The sequence below is a fragment of the Massilia sp. CT11-137 genome, from assembly GCF_047302885.1.
In the GTDB taxonomy this organism is placed as follows: Bacteria; Pseudomonadota; Gammaproteobacteria; order Burkholderiales; family Burkholderiaceae_D; genus Telluria; species Telluria orientalis.
In genome coordinates this window covers 1,702,305-1,717,831 of sequence record NZ_JBKYMP010000001.1, presented here as the reverse complement: position 1 = coordinate 1,717,831, position 15,527 = coordinate 1,702,305, and the positions used below count along the sequence as shown (strand labels likewise).

Sequence of the window (15,527 nt, the reverse complement as noted above, 5' to 3'; positions counted from 1 at the left end):
TGAGCATGGACCTGAAGGGCAAGAAGATCGTCCTAGGCCTGTCCGGCGGCGTGGCCTGCTACAAGGCCGCGGAACTGTGCCGCGCCCTCACCAAACAGGGTGCGCACGTGCAGGTCGTGATGACCGAGGCGGCCACCCATTTCATCGGCACCGTGACGATGCAGGCGCTGTCCGGCCGCGGCGTGTTCACGGACCAGTGGGATGGCCGCATCCCCAACAACATGGCGCACATCGACCTCACGCGCGATGCCGACGCCATCCTCGTCGCGCCCTGCTCGGCCGACTTCCTGTTCAAGCTCGCGCACGGCGCCACCGACGACCTGCTGTCGACCCTGTGCCTCGCGCGCCCGCACCACGTGCCGCTGCTCGTCGCACCGGCGATGAACGTCGAGATGTGGGAAAAGGCGCCCACGCAGCGCAACGTCGCGCAGCTGCGCGACGACGGCGTCCGCATCCTGGGCCCGGCCGCCGGCTCGCAGGCCTGCGGCGAGACGGGCATGGGCCGCATGCTCGAACCGGACGAACTGCTCGAGGAACTCGTCGCGTCGTTCCAGCCGAAGCTCCTGGCGGGAAAACGCGTGCTGATCACGGCCGGTCCGACGTATGAAGCGATCGACCCCGTGCGCGGCATCACGAACCTCTCATCCGGGAAGATGGGCTATGCGATCGCGCGCGCCGCGCGCGAGGCCGGCGCGGACGTCACGCTCGTCTCCGGACCGACGTCGCTGCCCACCCCGCATGGCGTGCGCCGCATCGACGTGCAGAGCGCGCGCCAGATGCTGGACGCCGTCATGGCCGCCGTCTCCGGCCAGCACATCTTCGTGGGCGTGGCGGCCGTCGCCGACTGGCGCGTGGACAATGCCAGCGCCCAGAAGATCAAGAAGGACGGCAGCGGCGACGCCCCGCAACTTCACTTCGCGCAGAACCCGGACATCCTCGCGACCGTCGCCGCGACCACGTCGCTGAACGGCTGGCCGTATTGCGTCGGCTTCGCGGCCGAATCGGAAAACCTGATCGAATACGGCGCGGTGAAACGCGAGAAAAAAGGCATTCCTCTGCTCGTGGGCAATATCGGCCCGCAGACGTTCGGGCAGGATGAGAATGCGATCGTGCTGTTCGACGAAAGCGGCCACACGGTGCTCCCGCGCGCGACCAAGCTGGAACTGGCGCGTCAGCTCGTTTCCGAAATTGCCAAGCGTCTGGAACAACGTTCGCTGCTGGCCTGATTCACCCGTACCACACAAGCACTCCATGAAGAATATCGACCTGAAAATCCTCGACCCGCGCATGAAGGACTTCCTGCCGGCCTATGCCACCGCCGGCAGCGCCGGCCTCGACCTGCGTGCCTGCATCGAGGCGCCCATGACCATCGCCCCCGGCGAGACGGTGCTGGTGCCGACCGGCCTCGCCATCCACATCGGCGATCCGGGCTATGCGGCGATGATCCTGCCCCGTAGTGGACTCGGCCATAAGAACGGCATTGTTCTGGGGAATCTGGTAGGCTTGATCGACTCCGATTACCAGGGCCAGCTGATGGTCTCGACCTGGAATCGCGGCCAGGCCACGTTCACCCTGCAGCCGATGGACCGCCTGGCGCAGCTGATCGTGGTGCCTGTCATGCAGGTGGGCTTCAACGTCGTGGAGGATTTCGCAACGAGCGACCGGGGCGCAGGAGGATTCGGCTCCACCGGCAAACAATAAACTATGAGGAGCACATGACCGGACATCTTCGTCAGCGCCCCGCGGGTTTCAGGACGACCGCGCTGGGCATCACCGCAGCCCTGCTGCTGTCGGCCTGCGCCACGCAGGCACCGCGTCAACCGTCGGCCACGCCGCGCGTCACCGAACGCCCCGTCGAAGCTCCGGCCCTGAGCCCGCAGATGGCCGCCGCCGCGGACACCCTGACGAAGATGGCGGCCCTGCAGGAGCGCCTGTACAAGGTCGCGGCGCCGCTACTGATCCAGAATGCCGAATTGTGCAAGGGCCAGGCGCGCAACCTCCTCGGCTTCACGGCGAAGAACCGCTGGTCCTATCCAGGCGAATACAACGAAGCCGCGCACGTCGCCTTCGGCATGGACGAACGCCTGCAGGTGACCGACGTGCTGGCCGGCAGCGGCGCCGCGCGCGCCGGCCTGCAGGAGGGCGACGTGCTGCTCGCCGCCGCCGGCAAGCCGCTGCCGGCCGGAGAGCATGCGCTGTCCCAGGCGGGCGCGCTGTTCGGCAAGATCCTCGCATCGCAGGCGAGCCTGCCGATGACGATCGAGCGCCGCCGCAGCGAGCGCCAGCTGACCATTCCCGTCACGCGCGCCTGCGCCTTCGCGATCGAACTGGGCAACGCGGACAACGTCAACGCGTACGGCGACGGCAGCCGCGTACTCGTCACGCGCGGCATGATCAACTTTACGCACGACGACGACGAACTGGCCTTCGTGCTGGCCAAGACGATGGCCCACAACATGCTTGGCCACCCGTCCTCGCAACGCAACAGCGCGACGATCGGCAGCATCATCGACAACCTGAAGAGCATCACGCCCGACACGTCGATGCTGATCGGCAGCGGCGGCATCAAGGCCATGCCGGCCGACGCGGACGCCGCCGCCGACCGCCTCGGCATCTACCTGGCCGCGCGCGCCGGCTACGACGTCAAGGACGCGCCCGCGTTCTGGAACCGCCTGGCCGAGAGCTATCCGCCCAGCGTGTTGAACGGCTACAGCGCCAATCATCCGGCGCTGCCGCAGCGCCTGTCCGCGGTGGAGAAAGCGATCGCCGAGGTCAAGGCCAGGCGGGCGGCGAAGAAGCCGCTGGTGCCGTGAGCGCCAACGGCTAAGCGTCATCAACAAGGACCGCGTTTGCGGTCCTTTTCATATCCGCGTGGGCTCGGGGAGCCCACCCTACCTGTAACGCCAACGTAGGGTGGGCACCACGTGCCCACGCGTTCAACCAGCCGCAAATCAGCCGGCCGCCAGCAACACCTCCACGCTTTTTGTATCATTACCAATTCCCCTGCCCCGTCGCGCAATTCAAGCGCAAGAAACGGGAAGGCCGGGGAAGCCCCTGCGTCTATCCTCCCGGGAACCATGAACACTGCCAACCTGCTGCGCCTCATCGTGCTTGCCTCCATCTGGGGCGGCTCCTTCCTCTTCATGCGCATCAGCGCGCCGACGCTCGGCCCCGCGGTGCTCATCGAATTCCGCGTGCTGTTCGCGGCGCTGTTCCTCGCCATCGTCGGCGTCGTGCTCAAGAAGCGCCTCGACATGCGCGCGCACTGGAAGCATTACTTCATCCTCGGCTTCTTCAACTCCGCGTTCCCGTTCCTGCTGTTCGCGTTCGCGGCGCGCACCTTGCCGGCGTCCGTGCTGGCCGTGCTGAACGCCACCGCGCCGATGTGGGGCGCGCTGCTCGGCGCCGTGTGGGGACGCCAGGCGATCCGCGCCCGCACGGCGCTGGGCCTCGTGCTGGGCACCGTCGGCGTGGCTCTGCTCGTCGGCTTCGACCACGCGACGAGCCGCCCCGGCGCCGGCCTCGCCGTCGCCGCCGCGCTGGTGGCCGCGTTGAGCTACAGCGTCGCGAGCCTGTATGCGCGCACAGCGCAAAGCGTGGAGCCGTTCGCCAACGCGCACGGCACGATGTGGACGTCCGCGCTGATGGTGCTGCCCGCCCTGCCCCTGTTCCCGCCGGCCGGCGCGCCGACCGTCGGCATCGTCGGCGCCGTGATCGCACTGGGCGTGCTGTGCAGCGGCATCGCGTACATCCTGTATTTCAAATTGATCGAGGAAGTCGGCACGACGTCCGCCCTGACGGTCACGTTCCTGAGCCCCGTCTTCGGCATCCTGTGGGGCGCGCTGTTCCTCGGCGAGGCGATCGGCTGGTACACGATCGTGGGCTCGGCCATCACGCTGGTCGGCACCGCGTTCGTCACGGGTTTCGTCCCGCGCTTCGGCCGCGATGCGCCCGTGCCGGTCTCCACCAAAATGAGCAGCAAATGAGCCGCCACACGATCGCGCTGCCGGCCGGCTATCGCCACGCGGACGCGTACACGTTCCACGGCCGCGATGCCGATGCGCTGGCCGAAATCGTCGATGCGCAGGCGCGACGTATCCGCAAGGGCGTGCTGCTGGACGGCGTGCCGACGCTGCTCGACATCGCGCTGCACGCGGACCGTGCCGAGTGCGTCGTCGACAGCGACGGCGCCACCTCGGAGGCTGCGGTCCAGGACGCCCTCGTGAACATGCTGGGCCTGCGCATCGACCCCGCGCCGTTCGAACAGGCCGTGCGCGCCGATCCGCTGCTCGGCCCCGTCGTCGCGCGCCAGCCTGGCCTGCGCGTGATCCAGTCGGCCACCGTGTTCGAAGCGCTGACGTGGGCCATCATCGGCCAGCAGATCAACCTGCCGTTCGCCATTTCCCTGCGCCGCACGTTCATCGGCCTGGCGGGACGCGCGCATTCGAGCGGCCTCTGGTGTTATCCGGAAGCGGCCGACGTGGCCCGTCTCGACATCGAACAACTGACCAGCCGTAAATTTTCCGGCGCGAAGGCGGAGACCTTGTTGCGCTTCGCCCGTCTCGTGGCCGACGGCACGCTGCCGCTGGACCGCACGGATGAACCGGCCGGCGTGAGCGAGCGCCTGCTCGCGGTCAAGGGCATCGGCCCGTGGACCATCAACTATGCGCTGCTGCGCGGCTGGGGCTACGCCGACTGTTCGCTGCACGGCGACGTGGCCGTGCGCAACGCCATCGGCCGGCTGACGGGCGGCGAGCGGCCCGGCATGCGCGAGGCCGAAGAATTTCTCGAAGCCTACCGCCCGCACCGCACGATGGCCGCGGCCTACCTCTGGGCCAGCCTGAACCAGCCCACCGGCTGACGCCGCTTTGTGCCGCCACAAGGCGCGGCCCCTCCGCTTGTCCAGACTGCTCGTAGCCTGAAACAAGCGGAGCGCATCATGAAAGCACGGACATGCATGGCGGCGGTGCTGCTGGTCCACGCCGCCCTGGCCCACGCCGGCACGCAAGATCCCGCCGACCGCGGCGCCTATCTGTCGCTGGCATTCGGCAACGGCCGCATCTACGGCGGCAACGCGACCGGCTACCAGTGGATGCGCGGACGCACGTTCGAAGTCCGCGCCGGACGCGAGCAGGCAGTATGAGGACCGCTGGGGCATCGGCACCAAATTCCTGTTCGAAGGCGACGACGGCGCGCGGGTCGACCGGCGCGGCGCCGCGGCGCAGCTGTGGTACGAGCAGCCCGTGACGCGCTGTCCGCGCGCACGCGCGCCATCGTCAACTTCAACCGCATCAAGACGTTCCGCAAGACGAACGACCGCGACCTGTTCCAGGTCGGCCTGCTGCGGCGGTTCTAGGTCCTAGTGATAGTCCTGCCAGCGCGGCAGCCCGTCGAACTGCTGCGCGCCCTCGCCGGCGAACCGGATCAGTTCGGGCAAGGGCACCATGGCCAGGTTGTCGCGCCCGTAGTGCCCGCCCAGCGCACTGGGTATTTTCAGACAATACTTGCGTCCGGCCGTCAGCGGGCCCAGCGTGGTCTCCGCGAGGCGCACCTGGTCGTGCATGTACCAGCCGTCGAGGAATTCCTGGTTGTACGACAGGGCGTCGAGGGCGGCGCGGTCCTCGGCCACCGGTTCGCAGCGCAGGTCTTGCGGCGACAGGCGCCAGTACATGCCGTCCTCGTCGCGGACGATCAGGTTGCCGAAGGCGTTCTCGCCCAGCACCTCGACCGCGTGGAGGCCGGTCCAGCCCCACGCGTCGTTGATGTCTTCCACAGTAATCATCGTTCACTCCGCATTAACGCATCCGGAGACTTCGACCGGGCTGGGCGGCGGATGTTGCGGGGATCGCGGGCACGCTTGAGGCGAGTCGAAAGGGCGACCCAAAACGAAAAAGCCGCTGATCCGGAACAGGATCAGCGGCTTTGGAATCTGGTTGCGGGGACAGGATTTGAACCTGTGACCTTCGGGTTATGAGCCCGACGAGCTGCCAGACTGCTCCACCCCGCGTCTGATGATTCGTATTATACGCACCTTCCACACTTTAGGCAATCGCAGTTCTCCGGCCCGCCCGGATCGCAGCATAAGCCGCCTCCGCCGAGGCGCGCGTCGCGGGCGGATTGCGGCCCAGTCGCTCCCAATACAGTGGTAAAGTAAGGGCAACTTAATTTATCTGCTTCCTATGAAATTCTGCTCCGAGTGCGCCCACCCGGTCACGGTGGCCATCCCCGAAGGCGACAACCGTCCGCGTTACGTGTGCACCCATTGCGGCACGATCCACTACCAGAACCCCAAGATGGTGATCGGCTCGATCCCCGTGTGGGAACAGGACGGCGAACTGAAGGTCCTGCTGTGCAAGCGCGCCATCGAGCCGCGCTACGGCTACTGGACGCTGCCGGCCGGTTTCATGGAAAACGGCGAGACCACGAGCGCGGCCGCCGCGCGCGAGACGGAAGAGGAAGCGGGCGCCAACATCGAGCTGGGCAATCTGTTCACCCTGCTGAACGTCGTGCACGTGCACCAGGTCCATATGTTCTATCTGGCGCGCCTCGTCGACCTGGACTTTGCACCGGGCATCGAAAGCCTGGACGTGCAATTGTTCAGCGAAGCCGAGATCCCGTGGGCCGATCTGGCCTTCCCCACGATCCGCACGACGCTCGAACTGTTCTTCGCCGACCGCGCGCAGATGCGCGAGGCCGGCGGCACCTATGGATTCCACACCCGCGACATCGCGGGTCCGATGCGGGCGCCCGTCCAACCCGACTGACAGGGCGTACGACGATGATTCCCTGGCTCGAGGCCCATACGCCGTTCCCCGACGTGTCCGAAGCGTTGACGACCGACGCGCCGGGCCTGCTCGCAGCCGGCGCGGACCTCTCGCCGCAGCGCCTGCTGCAGGCGTACCGGAACGGCATCTTCCCCTGGTTTTCCGAGGGCCAGCCGATCCTCTGGTGGAGCACCGACCCGCGCATGGTGCTGTACACCGACCGCTTCAAGGTCAGCGACAGCCTGAAGAAAACACTGCGCAAGATCGAGCGCAGCCGCCAGGCCGGCGGGCCGTGGGTCGTGCGCTTCGACGGCGCCTTCGAAGCGGTGATGCGCGCCTGCGCCGCGCCCCGCAAGGACGGGCCGGGCACGTGGATCTCGGAAGACATCATCGCCGGCTACACGGGCCTGCACCGCATGGGGTATGCGCACTCGTCCGAGGTCTGGCTGGACGGCGAACTGGTCGGCGGTGCCTATGGCGTGTGCATCGGCCGCATGTTCTACGGCGAATCGATGTTCGCGCGCGTGTCGGATGCGTCGAAGGTCGCGCTCGCGTACCTCGTCGCCTTCTTGCGCAGCCACGGCGTGAACATGGTCGACTGCCAGCAGGAGACGGGCCACCTGGCCTCGCTGGGCGCGGTGCCGATCCCGCGCCGGGATTTCCTGCAGCACCTGCGCCAGGCGATCCAGGAACCGCCGATCGAACGTTGGGAAGTCGCGCCACCGTTGACGGCCTAACGGTGCGCGGCGCCGTCTTTGGCTACAATGGGTTCAACACACGTCGTTCCGAGAGCTTTGCATGACGCACCTGAATGATCTGCCATTTTCCACGCTGCAGTTCTATACGACGGCACCGTATCCTTGCAGCTACCTCGACGCACGCCAGGCCCGCTCGCAGGTCGCCACGCCGTCGCACCTGATCAATGCGGACGTGTATTCGGAACTCGTGCGCAACGGTTTCCGCCGCAGCGGCATCTTCACCTACCGTCCCTATTGCGACGGCTGCCGGGCCTGCATCCCGGTGCGCGTCGCCGCCGAGCGCTTCACGCCCAATCGCAGCCAGCGGCGCGCATGGAAGCGTCACGAGGACCTGACGGCGATGGTGGCCAACCTGTCGTTCTCCGACGAGCACTATGCGCTGTACCTGCGCTACCAGACCACGCGCCACGTGGGCGGCGGCATGGACCAGGACAGCCGCGACCAGTACGCGCAATTCCTGCTGCAGAGCCGCGTCAACACGCGCCTCGTGGAATTCCGCGAACCGGACGGGCTGCTCCGCATGGTGTCGATCATCGACGTGCTGTCGGACGGCCTGTCGTCCGTCTACACGTTCTTCGACCCGGACGTGGCCGGTGCGTCGTTCGGCACGTACAACGTGATGTGGCAGATCGGCCAGGCGCGCGAACTGGGCCTGCCCTACGTCTACCTCGGTTACTGGATCGAGCAGAGCCCGAAGATGGCGTACAAGATCAATTTCAGGCCGTTGGAAGCCCGTATTGACGGCGCATGGGGTGTTCTGGATCGTTGAAACCCCCAAGGACATGCGGTATTGCTGCCACACAAGGTAAAATGTCGCGAATTCTCGATAGCCGACCATGTCCGATAATCTCCTGTACGCCCTCGCCCGCCCGCTGCTGTTCTCCCTCGACCCCGAAACGGCCCACAACGTCACGCTCCCCGCCCTGCGCCGCGCCGCCGCGCTGGGGTTGACGGGCATTGTCCGCAAACCGAAGCCCGATCCGCGCACGGTCATGGGCATCACGTTCCCGAACCCGGTCGGCCTGGCTGCCGGCCTGGACAAGGACGGCGCCTACATCGACGGCCTGGCCGCGCTCGGCTTCGGCTCCATCGAAATCGGCACCGTGACGCCGCGCGCCCAGCCCGGCAACCCGCGCCCGCGCATGTTCCGCCTGCCGGCCGCGCGCGGCATCATCAACCGCATGGGCTTCAACAACGGCGGCGTCGACGCCTTCGTCGCCAACGTCCAGGCGTCGCGCTTCTACCAGGAACGCCAGGGCGTGCTGGGCCTGAACATCGGCAAGAACGCCGACACGCCCATCGAGCGCGCGGCCGACGATTACGTCGCATGCCTGCAAAAGGTGTATCCGTACGCCAGCTATGTCACCGTCAACATCTCGTCGCCGAACACGAAGAACCTGCGCCAGCTGCAGGGCGCATCCGAACTGGATGCCCTGCTGTCGCAGCTGAAGGAAGAACAGTCGCGCCTGGCCGACAAGTACGGCCACTATGTGCCGCTGGCGCTGAAGATCGCGCCGGACGTCGATGGCGACCAGATCCGCAACATCGGCGGCGCCCTCGTCCGCCACGGCATCGACGGCGTGATCGCCACCAATACCACGCTGGCCCGCCGCGACGTGGAAGGCATGCGCCATGCGGCCGAACAGGGCGGCCTGTCGGGCGCGCCCGTGTTCGAACAGTCGACCATCGTGATCCGTGCGCTGAAGGCGGAAGTCGGCAACGCCGTGCCGATCATCGGCGTGGGCGGCATCCTGAGCGGACGCGATGCGAAGGCCAAGATCGATGCGGGTGCCCAGCTCGTGCAGTTGTACAGCGGCCTGATCTACCGGGGTCCCGCGCTCGTGCGCGAGTGCGCCGACGCGTTGCGTGGGCAGCGCTAAAGAGAACGTCGTTCCCGCGAAGGCGGGAACCCAATTTTGCGTGCCGGCTGCGCGAGCAGACTTGGGTCCCTGCCTTCGCAGCGACGACGTTGTTTTATGTTGCGTTCGATTGTGTGTAGCGGCTTTTAATCCGCTACAACCGGATGCAGCGCCTTCTCGATATCCGACTTCGTGAAACCCTGGGCGAAGCGCTCGATGAAGTCGTAGGCATACGCGCGCAGGTAGGCACCGCGGCGCACCGCAAGACGCGTCACGTTCGGCGCGAACAAATGCGACGACTCGATCGCGCGCAGCCCGCGGTCGCGGCCGTGGTCGAATGCCATCGAAGCGACGATACCGACACCCATCCCCAGCGACACGTACTGCTTGATGACGTCCGAGTCCATCGCCGTCAGCATGATGTCCGGGCTCACGCCGGCGGCGGCGAACGCCGCGTCGATGTGGCTGCGGCCGGTAAAGCCCACGTCGTACGTGATCAGCGGGAATTCGGCCAGGTCGGACAGCTTGATGGGCGACCGCTGCAGCAGCGGATGCCCATCCGGTACGACGACGAGGTGGCTCCAGCGGTAGCACGGGAACGACACGAGGTCGGGGAACGTGGACAGGCCTTCCGTCGCGATACCGATGTCGGCGCGGCCCGACAACACCCATTCCGCGATGTGATCCGGCGCGCTCTGCTGCAGGGCGATGCGCACGTTCGGGAACGTCGTGCGGAACGCCTGCACCACCTGCGGCAGCGCGTAGCGCGCCTGCGTGTGGGTGACGGCGACCGTGAGCGTGCCGCTGTCCTGCGCGGCGTATTCGCTGCTGGCCTGCTGCAGGTTCTCCGCTTCGACGAGCAGGCGCTCGATGATCTTCAGGATGCCCTTGCCCGGATCCGTGAGCCCGGTCAGGCGCTTGCCGTTGCGCTCGAAGATGACGACGCCCAGTTCGTCCTCCAGCTCGCGGATCTGGCGCGACACGCCCGGCTGCGACGTGAACAGGGCGTTGGCCACGTCCGTCAGATTGAAATTGCGGCGCGCGGCTTCGCGCACCGAACGCAGCTGTTGGAAATTCAAATGCCTTCTCCTTGGTCGACGAATACGTGCATGCGCCTGGGTTTCACCAGCAGCGTCTCGCCGTCGCGCAGTCCCAGTTCGCGGTAGCGCTCGTTGGGGATGACGGCTTCGATGATCTGGGCATTGTCGGCGCGCTCCAGGTCCAGCTGGGCCAGCGGGCCGATCGCGTGCGCGCGGCGCAGCTTCACGGCGACGCCCTCCCCGCCCGCGACATAGCGCTCGACGTCGAGGTCGTGGGGACGGACGTAGGCGATGCCTTCGCCGTTCTTCACGTCCGCGAACTGCGGCGCGTGGAACGTGGCGTCGCCGCTGGCCAGCACGCCGTCGTTCACGCGGCCATGGAACAGGTTGACGTTGCCCAGGAAGCCGTAGACGAATGGCGACGCCGGATGGTTGTACACGTCGCTGGGCGTACCCAGCTGCTCGATGTGGCCCTTGTTCATCAGGACGACCTGGTCCGCCACTTCGAGCGCCTCTTCCTGGTCGTGGGTGACGAAGATCGACGTCACGTGCAGCTCGTCGTGCAGCTGGCGCAGCCAGCGGCGCAGTTCCTTGCGCACTTTCGCATCGAGCGCGCCGAACGGTTCGTCCAGCAGCAGCACGCGGGGTTCCACCGCGAGGGCACGCGCCAGGGCAATGCGCTGGCGCTGGCCGCCGGACAACTGCGGCGGATAGCGGTCGGCGATCCAGTCCAGCTGCACGAGCTCCAGCAGCTTCTTCACTTTCTCGCGAATCACCGCTTCCGACGGGCGCTCCTTGCGCGGCTTCACGCGCAGGCCAAAGGCGACGTTCTCGAACACGGTCATGTGCTTGAACAGCGCGTAATGCTGGAACACGAAGCCGACCTGGCGCTCGCGCACGTGACGGTTCGAGGCGTCGTCGCCGTCGAGCAGCACGCGGCCCGCGTCGGGGAATTCGAGGCCGGCGATGATGCGCAACAGCGTCGTCTTGCCGCAGCCTGACGGGCCCAGCAGCGCCGTCAGCTCGCCGTCGGCAAACTTCAGCGACACGTCGTCCAGGGCCGTGAACTGGCCGAACTGCTTGCGGATGTGTTGGACTTCGATCGTCATGTCTTACTCCGTGGTGTGGTCCTGCACGCTGGCTTTCTGTGCCTGGTGCATGCGCCATTCGATAAAGGTTTTCACCGCCAGGGTCACGAGGGCCAGCAGTGCCAGCAGCGACGCGATCGCGAACGCGGCCGTGAAGTTGTATTCGTTGTAGAGGATCTCGACCTGTAGCGGCATCGTGTTCGTCTCGCCGCGGATGTGGCCGGAGACGACCGACACGGCGCCGAACTCGCCCATCGCCCGGGCGTTACACAGGATCACGCCGTACAGCAGGCCCCACTTGATGTTCGGGAGCGTGACCTTGAAGAAGGTCTTCCAGCCGGACGCACCCAGCACGAGGGCCGCCTCTTCCTCTTCGCTGCCCTGCGCCTGCATCAGCGGGATCAGTTCGCGGGCGACGAACGGGAACGTGACGAAGACGGTCGCCAGCACGATGCCGGGGACGGCGAACAGGATCTTGATGTCGTGGTCCATCAGCCACGGGCCGAACCAGCCCTGCGAGCCGAACAGCAGCACATAGATCAGGCCCGCGATCACGGGCGAGACCGAGAACGGCAGGTCGATCAGCGACAGCAGGATGCTCTTGCCGGGGAAGTCGAACTTGGCGATCGTCCACGCGGCCGCCACGCCGAACACGAGGTTCAGCGGCACGGCGATGCCGGCGGCGATGAACGTCAGCTTGATGGCGGACAGCGCGTCCGGGTCGAGCACGGACTCCTTGTACACATCCCAGCCCTTCTTCAGGGCTTCGGTGAACACGGCCACGAGCGGCACGAACAGGAACAGCGTGAGGAAGATCAGCGCGACGGCGATCAGCGCGTAGCGCACCCAGCTTGGCTCCAGCGTATTGGTGGCCTTGCGCGGCGCATTCGCCACCGCGGCAGCCTTGTCTTTCAGGTGATCGTCGAGAACGGCACTCATATTATTTGCCCGCACGCTTGCGCGCCCAGGCCTGCAGCAGGTTGATGGCCAGCAGGAGCATGAACGACACGAGCAGCATCACGACGGCAATGGCCGTGGCGCCCGTGTAGTCGTACTGCTCCAGCTTGGTGATGATGAACAGCGGCGTGATCTCGGAGACCATCGGCATGTTGCCGGCGATGAAGATGACGGAACCGTATTCGCCGGTGGCGCGGGCGAACGCGAGGGCAAAGCCCGTCAGCAGCGCCGGCACGACACTCGGCAGGATCACGCGGGTGAAGGTCTGCCACGGGCCGGCGCCCAGGCTCGCGGCGGCCTCTTCCAGTTCGCGCTCCGCGTCTTCCAGCACCGGCTGCACCGTGCGCACGACGAACGGCAGGCCGATGAAGGTCAGCGCGATGACGACGCCCAGCGGCGTGAACGCGACCTTGATGCCGAGCGGTTCCAGGTGCTTGCCGATCCAGCCGTTGGACGAATACAGCGCCGTCAGGGTGATGCCGGCGACCGCGGTCGGCAGCGCGAACGGCAGGTCGACCAGCGCATCGACGAAGCGCTTGCCGGGGAACTGGTAACGCACGAGCACCCACGCGACGATGCCGCCGAACACGACATTGATGGCGGCGCCGATCAGTGCGGCGCCGAAGCTCAGGCGGTACGACGCCATCACGCGCGGCGACGTCACGGCGCTCACGAACGCGTCCCAGCTCATCGTGAACGTCTTCAGGAAGATGGCCGACAGCGGGATCAGCACCAGCAGCGCCAGATAGAAAATCGTGAACCCGAGCGAGAGCCCAAAGCCGGGAAGCACCCGGTTGGCGCTGTTTCGCGATAGTAAAGTGGTCATCTTACGCCTTATTACAATTTCTTCTAACGGAACGAAATAATCTCACTGGAAAGACATATTACAAACGAAGCATTCCTCATTTGCATAGACGTTTCCCGCATTAGCAAGATCCAAAAAGCAGGAAAGGCGCCTCGCGGCGCCTTTCTCGTCAGTGGAGCAGCTTGACCGCCACTCCCGCCAGCGTCATCGCCAGCAATCCTCTCAGCACTTTCTCGGGCACGGCCCGGGCCGCCCATGAGCCGATCGTGATGCCGGGCAGCGAGCCGATCAGCAGCGCCGACAACAGCGCCCAGTTGATCGAGCCCAGCCACCAGTGGCCGAACGCGGCGATCGCGGTCAACGGCACGGCATAGGCGATGTCGGTGCCGGCCACCTCGGCGGGCGTCAGGTGCGGGTACAGCATGACGAGCAAGGTGGCGCCGATCGCACCGGCGCCGATCGACGAGATCGTCACGAGCGTGCCCAGCACCGCGCCGGACACGACCGTGGCAGCGACGAGGCTGCGGCCCTGCAGCTGGCGCGACGGCTTGGCGTTGACCCAGGCGAGCATCTTGCCGCGGAACAGGATCGCGACGACGGTCAGCAGCACGGACACGGCGATCGAATAGCGGATCACCTTGCCGATGGATGCATTGAGCGGACCGAAATATTGCAGGGCGAGCGTGGCGACGAGCGCGGCCGGCAGCGCGCCAAGGCACAGGCGGCCGACGATGTCCCAGTGCACGGTGCCGCGCGAACGGTGGGTGACGGTGCCGGCGGTCTTGGTGATCGAGGCGAAGGCGAGGTCGGTGCCGACGGCGACGGATGGCGTGACGCCGAACAGCAGCGTCAACAGCGGCGTCATCAGCGAACCGCCGCCGACCCCGGTCATGCCGACCAGCAAGCCAACGGCGAATCCCGACAAAATGTATTGAATGGACATGCTTTACCCCCAGAATGGCTCCAAGGGTAATGGTCCTCAGCCGCAAAACAAACAACACGTTCCTTATTTGCTTATGCGGGCTATGCGTTAATGCAAGCGTTACGCGTCATTCGGGCCGTAGGTGGGCACCCCGTGCCCACCATGCATACCGCGTACGCCGATTATTTGTTCGGCTGCGGGGTCAGACGGAGATACGGCTTCGGCGCATTGAAACCCTTCGGATATTTCTGCTTGAGCTGCTCCGGATCCTGAATGGTCAGCGGGATGATCACGTCATCGCCATCCTTCCAGTTGCCCGGCGTCGCGACGGTGTAGCCGTCGGTCAGCTGCAGGGCGTCGATCACGCGCAGCACTTCGTCGAAGTTGCGGCCGGTGCTCATCGGGTAGGTGATGGTCAGGCGGACTTTCTTGGCCGGATCGATCACGAACAGCGAACGCACGGTCGCGGTGGCCGACTGGTTCGGGTGGATCATGTCGTACAGCTGCGAGACCGACTTGTCGGCATCGGCGATGATCGGGAAGCCGACGACGGTCTGCTGGGTCTCCTCGATATCCTTGATCCATGCCTTGTGCTGCTCGGCCGGGTCGACGGACAGCGCGATCGCCTTGACGTTGCGCTTGTCGAATTCCGGCTTCAGTTTCGCGGTCAGGCCCAGCTCCGTGGTGCACACCGGCGTGAAGTCGGCCGGGTGCGAGAACAGCACCACCCACGAATCGCCCGCCCACTCGTGGAAGCGGATGCGGCCGATGGTGGAATCCTGTTCGAAATCCGGAGCCGTGTCGCCCAGGCGTAAAGTCATCTTGTTCTCCTTAGTGTGAGAGGGTACGTCATAAAAAACGGTTGTACAGGACGACGGCCCAGGTCGCGCCCGCCATCGTGATCGCCAGCGCCACCGCCGCGCTGCCCAGGTCCTTGGCGGCCTTGGACAGCGGATGGCGCTCGAGCGACACGCGGTCGACGACGGCCTCGATGGCCGCATTGATCAGCTCCACGAGCAGCACGAGCCCGAGCACGGCGATCAGCGCCAGCTTCTGGAACGCCGAAACCTTCAGCAGCAGCGCGACGACGGTGAGCGGCACCGCGACCATCACCTCCTGCCGGAACGCGTGCTCGTTCTTCCAGGCGGTCTGGAAGCCCTCCATCGAATAGCGGAACGCGCCCGCAATACGGCCCAGGCCGCCCTTACTCTTGAACTCGCTGCTCGGTTGATCCATGTATGTTCGACAATCTGTACAGAAACGCCATTATGCGCACACAGCTCGGTCCACGCGCAACATCATTACCTAATATTTTCACATTATGGTATAAAGTA

At 65.9% G+C, this 15,527-nt stretch carries 19 protein-coding genes and 1 tRNA gene; 11 read left to right on the top strand and 9 right to left on the bottom strand.

The window, feature by feature from the left end:
* Positions 1-5: 5 nt before the first annotated feature.
* The 7 genes from coaBC to ACEN98_RS07640 all read left to right on the top strand — a co-directional run bounded on the left by coaBC (position 6) and on the right by ACEN98_RS07640 (position 5,356).
* A complete protein-coding gene (gene coaBC, locus ACEN98_RS07670) occupies positions 6-1,226 on the top strand; it encodes a bifunctional phosphopantothenoylcysteine decarboxylase/phosphopantothenate--cysteine ligase CoaBC (protein WP_413385960.1) in 1,221 nt (406 codons plus the stop codon).
* A gap of 25 nt (positions 1,227-1,251) precedes the next feature.
* Positions 1,252-1,701 (top strand): dUTP diphosphatase, encoded by a 450-nt coding sequence (gene dut / locus ACEN98_RS07665; RefSeq protein WP_258848851.1) that lies wholly within the window; start codon positions 1,252-1,254, stop codon positions 1,699-1,701.
* A gap of 14 nt (positions 1,702-1,715) precedes the next feature.
* On the top strand, positions 1,716-2,813 hold the full coding sequence (locus ACEN98_RS07660) for a M48 family metalloprotease (RefSeq protein WP_413383162.1): 1,098 nt from the start codon (positions 1,716-1,718) through the stop codon (positions 2,811-2,813).
* A gap of 264 nt (positions 2,814-3,077) precedes the next feature.
* The gene (locus ACEN98_RS07655) at positions 3,078-3,986 is read left to right on the top strand and encodes a DMT family transporter (RefSeq protein WP_413383160.1); all 909 of its coding nucleotides are present in this window, start codon (positions 3,078-3,080) and stop codon (positions 3,984-3,986) included.
* Positions 3,983-4,861: a DNA-3-methyladenine glycosylase family protein gene (locus ACEN98_RS07650; RefSeq protein WP_413383158.1), complete on the top strand. Its 879-nt coding sequence runs from the start codon at positions 3,983-3,985 to the stop codon at positions 4,859-4,861. Before ACEN98_RS07655 ends, ACEN98_RS07650 begins: the two co-directional genes overlap by 4 nt.
* A 78-nt stretch (positions 4,862-4,939) precedes the next feature.
* Positions 4,940-5,143, top strand: coding sequence for a hypothetical protein (locus ACEN98_RS07645; RefSeq protein ID WP_413383156.1), 204 nt, complete (start codon positions 4,940-4,942; stop codon positions 5,141-5,143).
* Between the two features lie 84 nt (positions 5,144-5,227).
* The gene (locus tag ACEN98_RS07640) at positions 5,228-5,356 is read left to right on the top strand and encodes a hypothetical protein (RefSeq protein ID WP_413383154.1); all 129 of its coding nucleotides are present in this window, start codon (positions 5,228-5,230) and stop codon (positions 5,354-5,356) included.
* A gap of 3 nt (positions 5,357-5,359) precedes the next feature.
* On the opposite strand, the gene ACEN98_RS07635 is transcribed toward ACEN98_RS07640, so the two are convergent.
* Both ACEN98_RS07635 and ACEN98_RS07630 read right to left on the bottom strand, forming a co-directional pair.
* Positions 5,360-5,782 carry a T6SS immunity protein Tdi1 domain-containing protein gene (locus tag ACEN98_RS07635; RefSeq protein WP_413383152.1) on the bottom strand — a complete coding sequence of 141 codons (423 nt, stop codon included), beginning with the start codon at positions 5,780-5,782 and terminating at the stop codon, positions 5,360-5,362.
* Positions 5,783-5,930: 148 nt separating this feature from the next.
* A tRNA-Met gene (locus ACEN98_RS07630) sits at positions 5,931-6,007 on the bottom strand.
* 172 nt (positions 6,008-6,179) lie between these two features.
* Here ACEN98_RS07630 and ACEN98_RS07625 point away from each other — a divergent pair.
* The 4 genes from ACEN98_RS07625 to ACEN98_RS07610 all read left to right on the top strand — a co-directional run bounded on the left by ACEN98_RS07625 (position 6,180) and on the right by ACEN98_RS07610 (position 9,402).
* Complete coding sequence (locus tag ACEN98_RS07625; protein WP_413383150.1) at positions 6,180-6,764, top strand: NUDIX hydrolase; 585 nt, start codon at positions 6,180-6,182, stop codon at positions 6,762-6,764.
* 14 nt (positions 6,765-6,778) lie between these two features.
* Positions 6,779-7,501, top strand: a complete 723-nt coding sequence (gene aat, locus ACEN98_RS07620; RefSeq protein ID WP_413383148.1) for a leucyl/phenylalanyl-tRNA--protein transferase — start codon at positions 6,779-6,781, stop codon at positions 7,499-7,501.
* Positions 7,502-7,562: 61 nt separating this feature from the next.
* A complete protein-coding gene (locus ACEN98_RS07615) occupies positions 7,563-8,291 on the top strand; it encodes an arginyltransferase (RefSeq protein WP_413337021.1) in 729 nt (242 codons plus the stop codon).
* Positions 8,292-8,358: 67 nt separating this feature from the next.
* The gene (locus ACEN98_RS07610; RefSeq protein ID WP_413383146.1) at positions 8,359-9,402 is read left to right on the top strand and encodes a quinone-dependent dihydroorotate dehydrogenase; all 1,044 of its coding nucleotides are present in this window, start codon (positions 8,359-8,361) and stop codon (positions 9,400-9,402) included.
* Between the two features lie 125 nt (positions 9,403-9,527).
* Here the strand turns inward: ACEN98_RS07610 and ACEN98_RS07605 are convergent, their stop codons facing one another.
* The 7 genes from ACEN98_RS07605 to ACEN98_RS07575 all read right to left on the bottom strand — a co-directional run bounded on the left by ACEN98_RS07605 (position 9,528) and on the right by ACEN98_RS07575 (position 15,429).
* Positions 9,528-10,460 (bottom strand): CysB family HTH-type transcriptional regulator, encoded by a 933-nt coding sequence (locus tag ACEN98_RS07605; RefSeq protein ID WP_413383144.1) that lies wholly within the window; start codon positions 10,458-10,460, stop codon positions 9,528-9,530.
* On the bottom strand, positions 10,457-11,530 hold the full coding sequence (locus tag ACEN98_RS07600; RefSeq protein WP_413337024.1) for a sulfate/molybdate ABC transporter ATP-binding protein: 1,074 nt from the start codon (positions 11,528-11,530) through the stop codon (positions 10,457-10,459). The genes ACEN98_RS07605 and ACEN98_RS07600 overlap by 4 nt, the downstream gene beginning before the upstream one ends.
* A 3-nt stretch (positions 11,531-11,533) precedes the next feature.
* Positions 11,534-12,448 (bottom strand): sulfate ABC transporter permease subunit CysW, encoded by a 915-nt coding sequence (cysW, locus tag ACEN98_RS07595; protein ID WP_413383142.1) that lies wholly within the window; start codon positions 12,446-12,448, stop codon positions 11,534-11,536.
* Between the two features lies 1 nt (position 12,449).
* On the bottom strand, positions 12,450-13,292 hold the full coding sequence (gene cysT / locus ACEN98_RS07590) for a sulfate ABC transporter permease subunit CysT (protein ID WP_413383140.1): 843 nt from the start codon (positions 13,290-13,292) through the stop codon (positions 12,450-12,452).
* A gap of 148 nt (positions 13,293-13,440) precedes the next feature.
* Positions 13,441-14,214, bottom strand: coding sequence for a sulfite exporter TauE/SafE family protein (locus ACEN98_RS07585; RefSeq protein ID WP_413383138.1), 774 nt, complete (start codon positions 14,212-14,214; stop codon positions 13,441-13,443).
* 161 nt (positions 14,215-14,375) lie between these two features.
* A complete protein-coding gene (locus tag ACEN98_RS07580) occupies positions 14,376-15,014 on the bottom strand; it encodes a peroxiredoxin (protein WP_413337028.1) in 639 nt (212 codons plus the stop codon).
* Positions 15,015-15,042: 28 nt separating this feature from the next.
* Positions 15,043-15,429 carry a diacylglycerol kinase gene (locus ACEN98_RS07575; RefSeq protein ID WP_413383137.1) on the bottom strand — a complete coding sequence of 129 codons (387 nt, stop codon included), beginning with the start codon at positions 15,427-15,429 and terminating at the stop codon, positions 15,043-15,045.
* Positions 15,430-15,527: the final 98 nt, after the last annotated feature.

Coding starts and splice junctions, on each gene's coding strand:
- coaBC (WP_413385960.1), top strand. CDS start 6: ATGGACCTGAAGGGCAAGAAGATCGTCCTAGGCCTGTCCGGCGGCGTG.
- dut (WP_258848851.1), top strand. CDS start 1,252: ATGAAGAATATCGACCTGAAAATCCTCGACCCGCGCATGAAGGACTTC.
- ACEN98_RS07660 (WP_413383162.1), top strand. CDS start 1,716: ATGACCGGACATCTTCGTCAGCGCCCCGCGGGTTTCAGGACGACCGCG.
- ACEN98_RS07655 (WP_413383160.1), top strand. CDS start 3,078: ATGAACACTGCCAACCTGCTGCGCCTCATCGTGCTTGCCTCCATCTGG.
- ACEN98_RS07650 (WP_413383158.1), top strand. CDS start 3,983: ATGAGCCGCCACACGATCGCGCTGCCGGCCGGCTATCGCCACGCGGAC.
- ACEN98_RS07645 (WP_413383156.1), top strand. CDS start 4,940: ATGAAAGCACGGACATGCATGGCGGCGGTGCTGCTGGTCCACGCCGCC.
- ACEN98_RS07635 (WP_413383152.1), bottom strand. CDS start 5,782: ATGATTACTGTGGAAGACATCAACGACGCGTGGGGCTGGACCGGCCTC.
- ACEN98_RS07625 (WP_413383150.1), top strand. CDS start 6,180: ATGAAATTCTGCTCCGAGTGCGCCCACCCGGTCACGGTGGCCATCCCC.
- aat (WP_413383148.1), top strand. CDS start 6,779: ATGATTCCCTGGCTCGAGGCCCATACGCCGTTCCCCGACGTGTCCGAA.
- ACEN98_RS07615 (WP_413337021.1), top strand. CDS start 7,563: ATGACGCACCTGAATGATCTGCCATTTTCCACGCTGCAGTTCTATACG.
- ACEN98_RS07610 (WP_413383146.1), top strand. CDS start 8,359: ATGTCCGATAATCTCCTGTACGCCCTCGCCCGCCCGCTGCTGTTCTCC.
- ACEN98_RS07600 (WP_413337024.1), bottom strand. CDS start 11,530: ATGACGATCGAAGTCCAACACATCCGCAAGCAGTTCGGCCAGTTCACG.
- cysW (WP_413383142.1), bottom strand. CDS start 12,448: ATGAGTGCCGTTCTCGACGATCACCTGAAAGACAAGGCTGCCGCGGTG.
- cysT (WP_413383140.1), bottom strand. CDS start 13,292: ATGACCACTTTACTATCGCGAAACAGCGCCAACCGGGTGCTTCCCGGC.
- ACEN98_RS07585 (WP_413383138.1), bottom strand. CDS start 14,214: ATGTCCATTCAATACATTTTGTCGGGATTCGCCGTTGGCTTGCTGGTC.
- ACEN98_RS07580 (WP_413337028.1), bottom strand. CDS start 15,014: ATGACTTTACGCCTGGGCGACACGGCTCCGGATTTCGAACAGGATTCC.
- ACEN98_RS07575 (WP_413383137.1), bottom strand. CDS start 15,429: ATGGATCAACCGAGCAGCGAGTTCAAGAGTAAGGGCGGCCTGGGCCGT.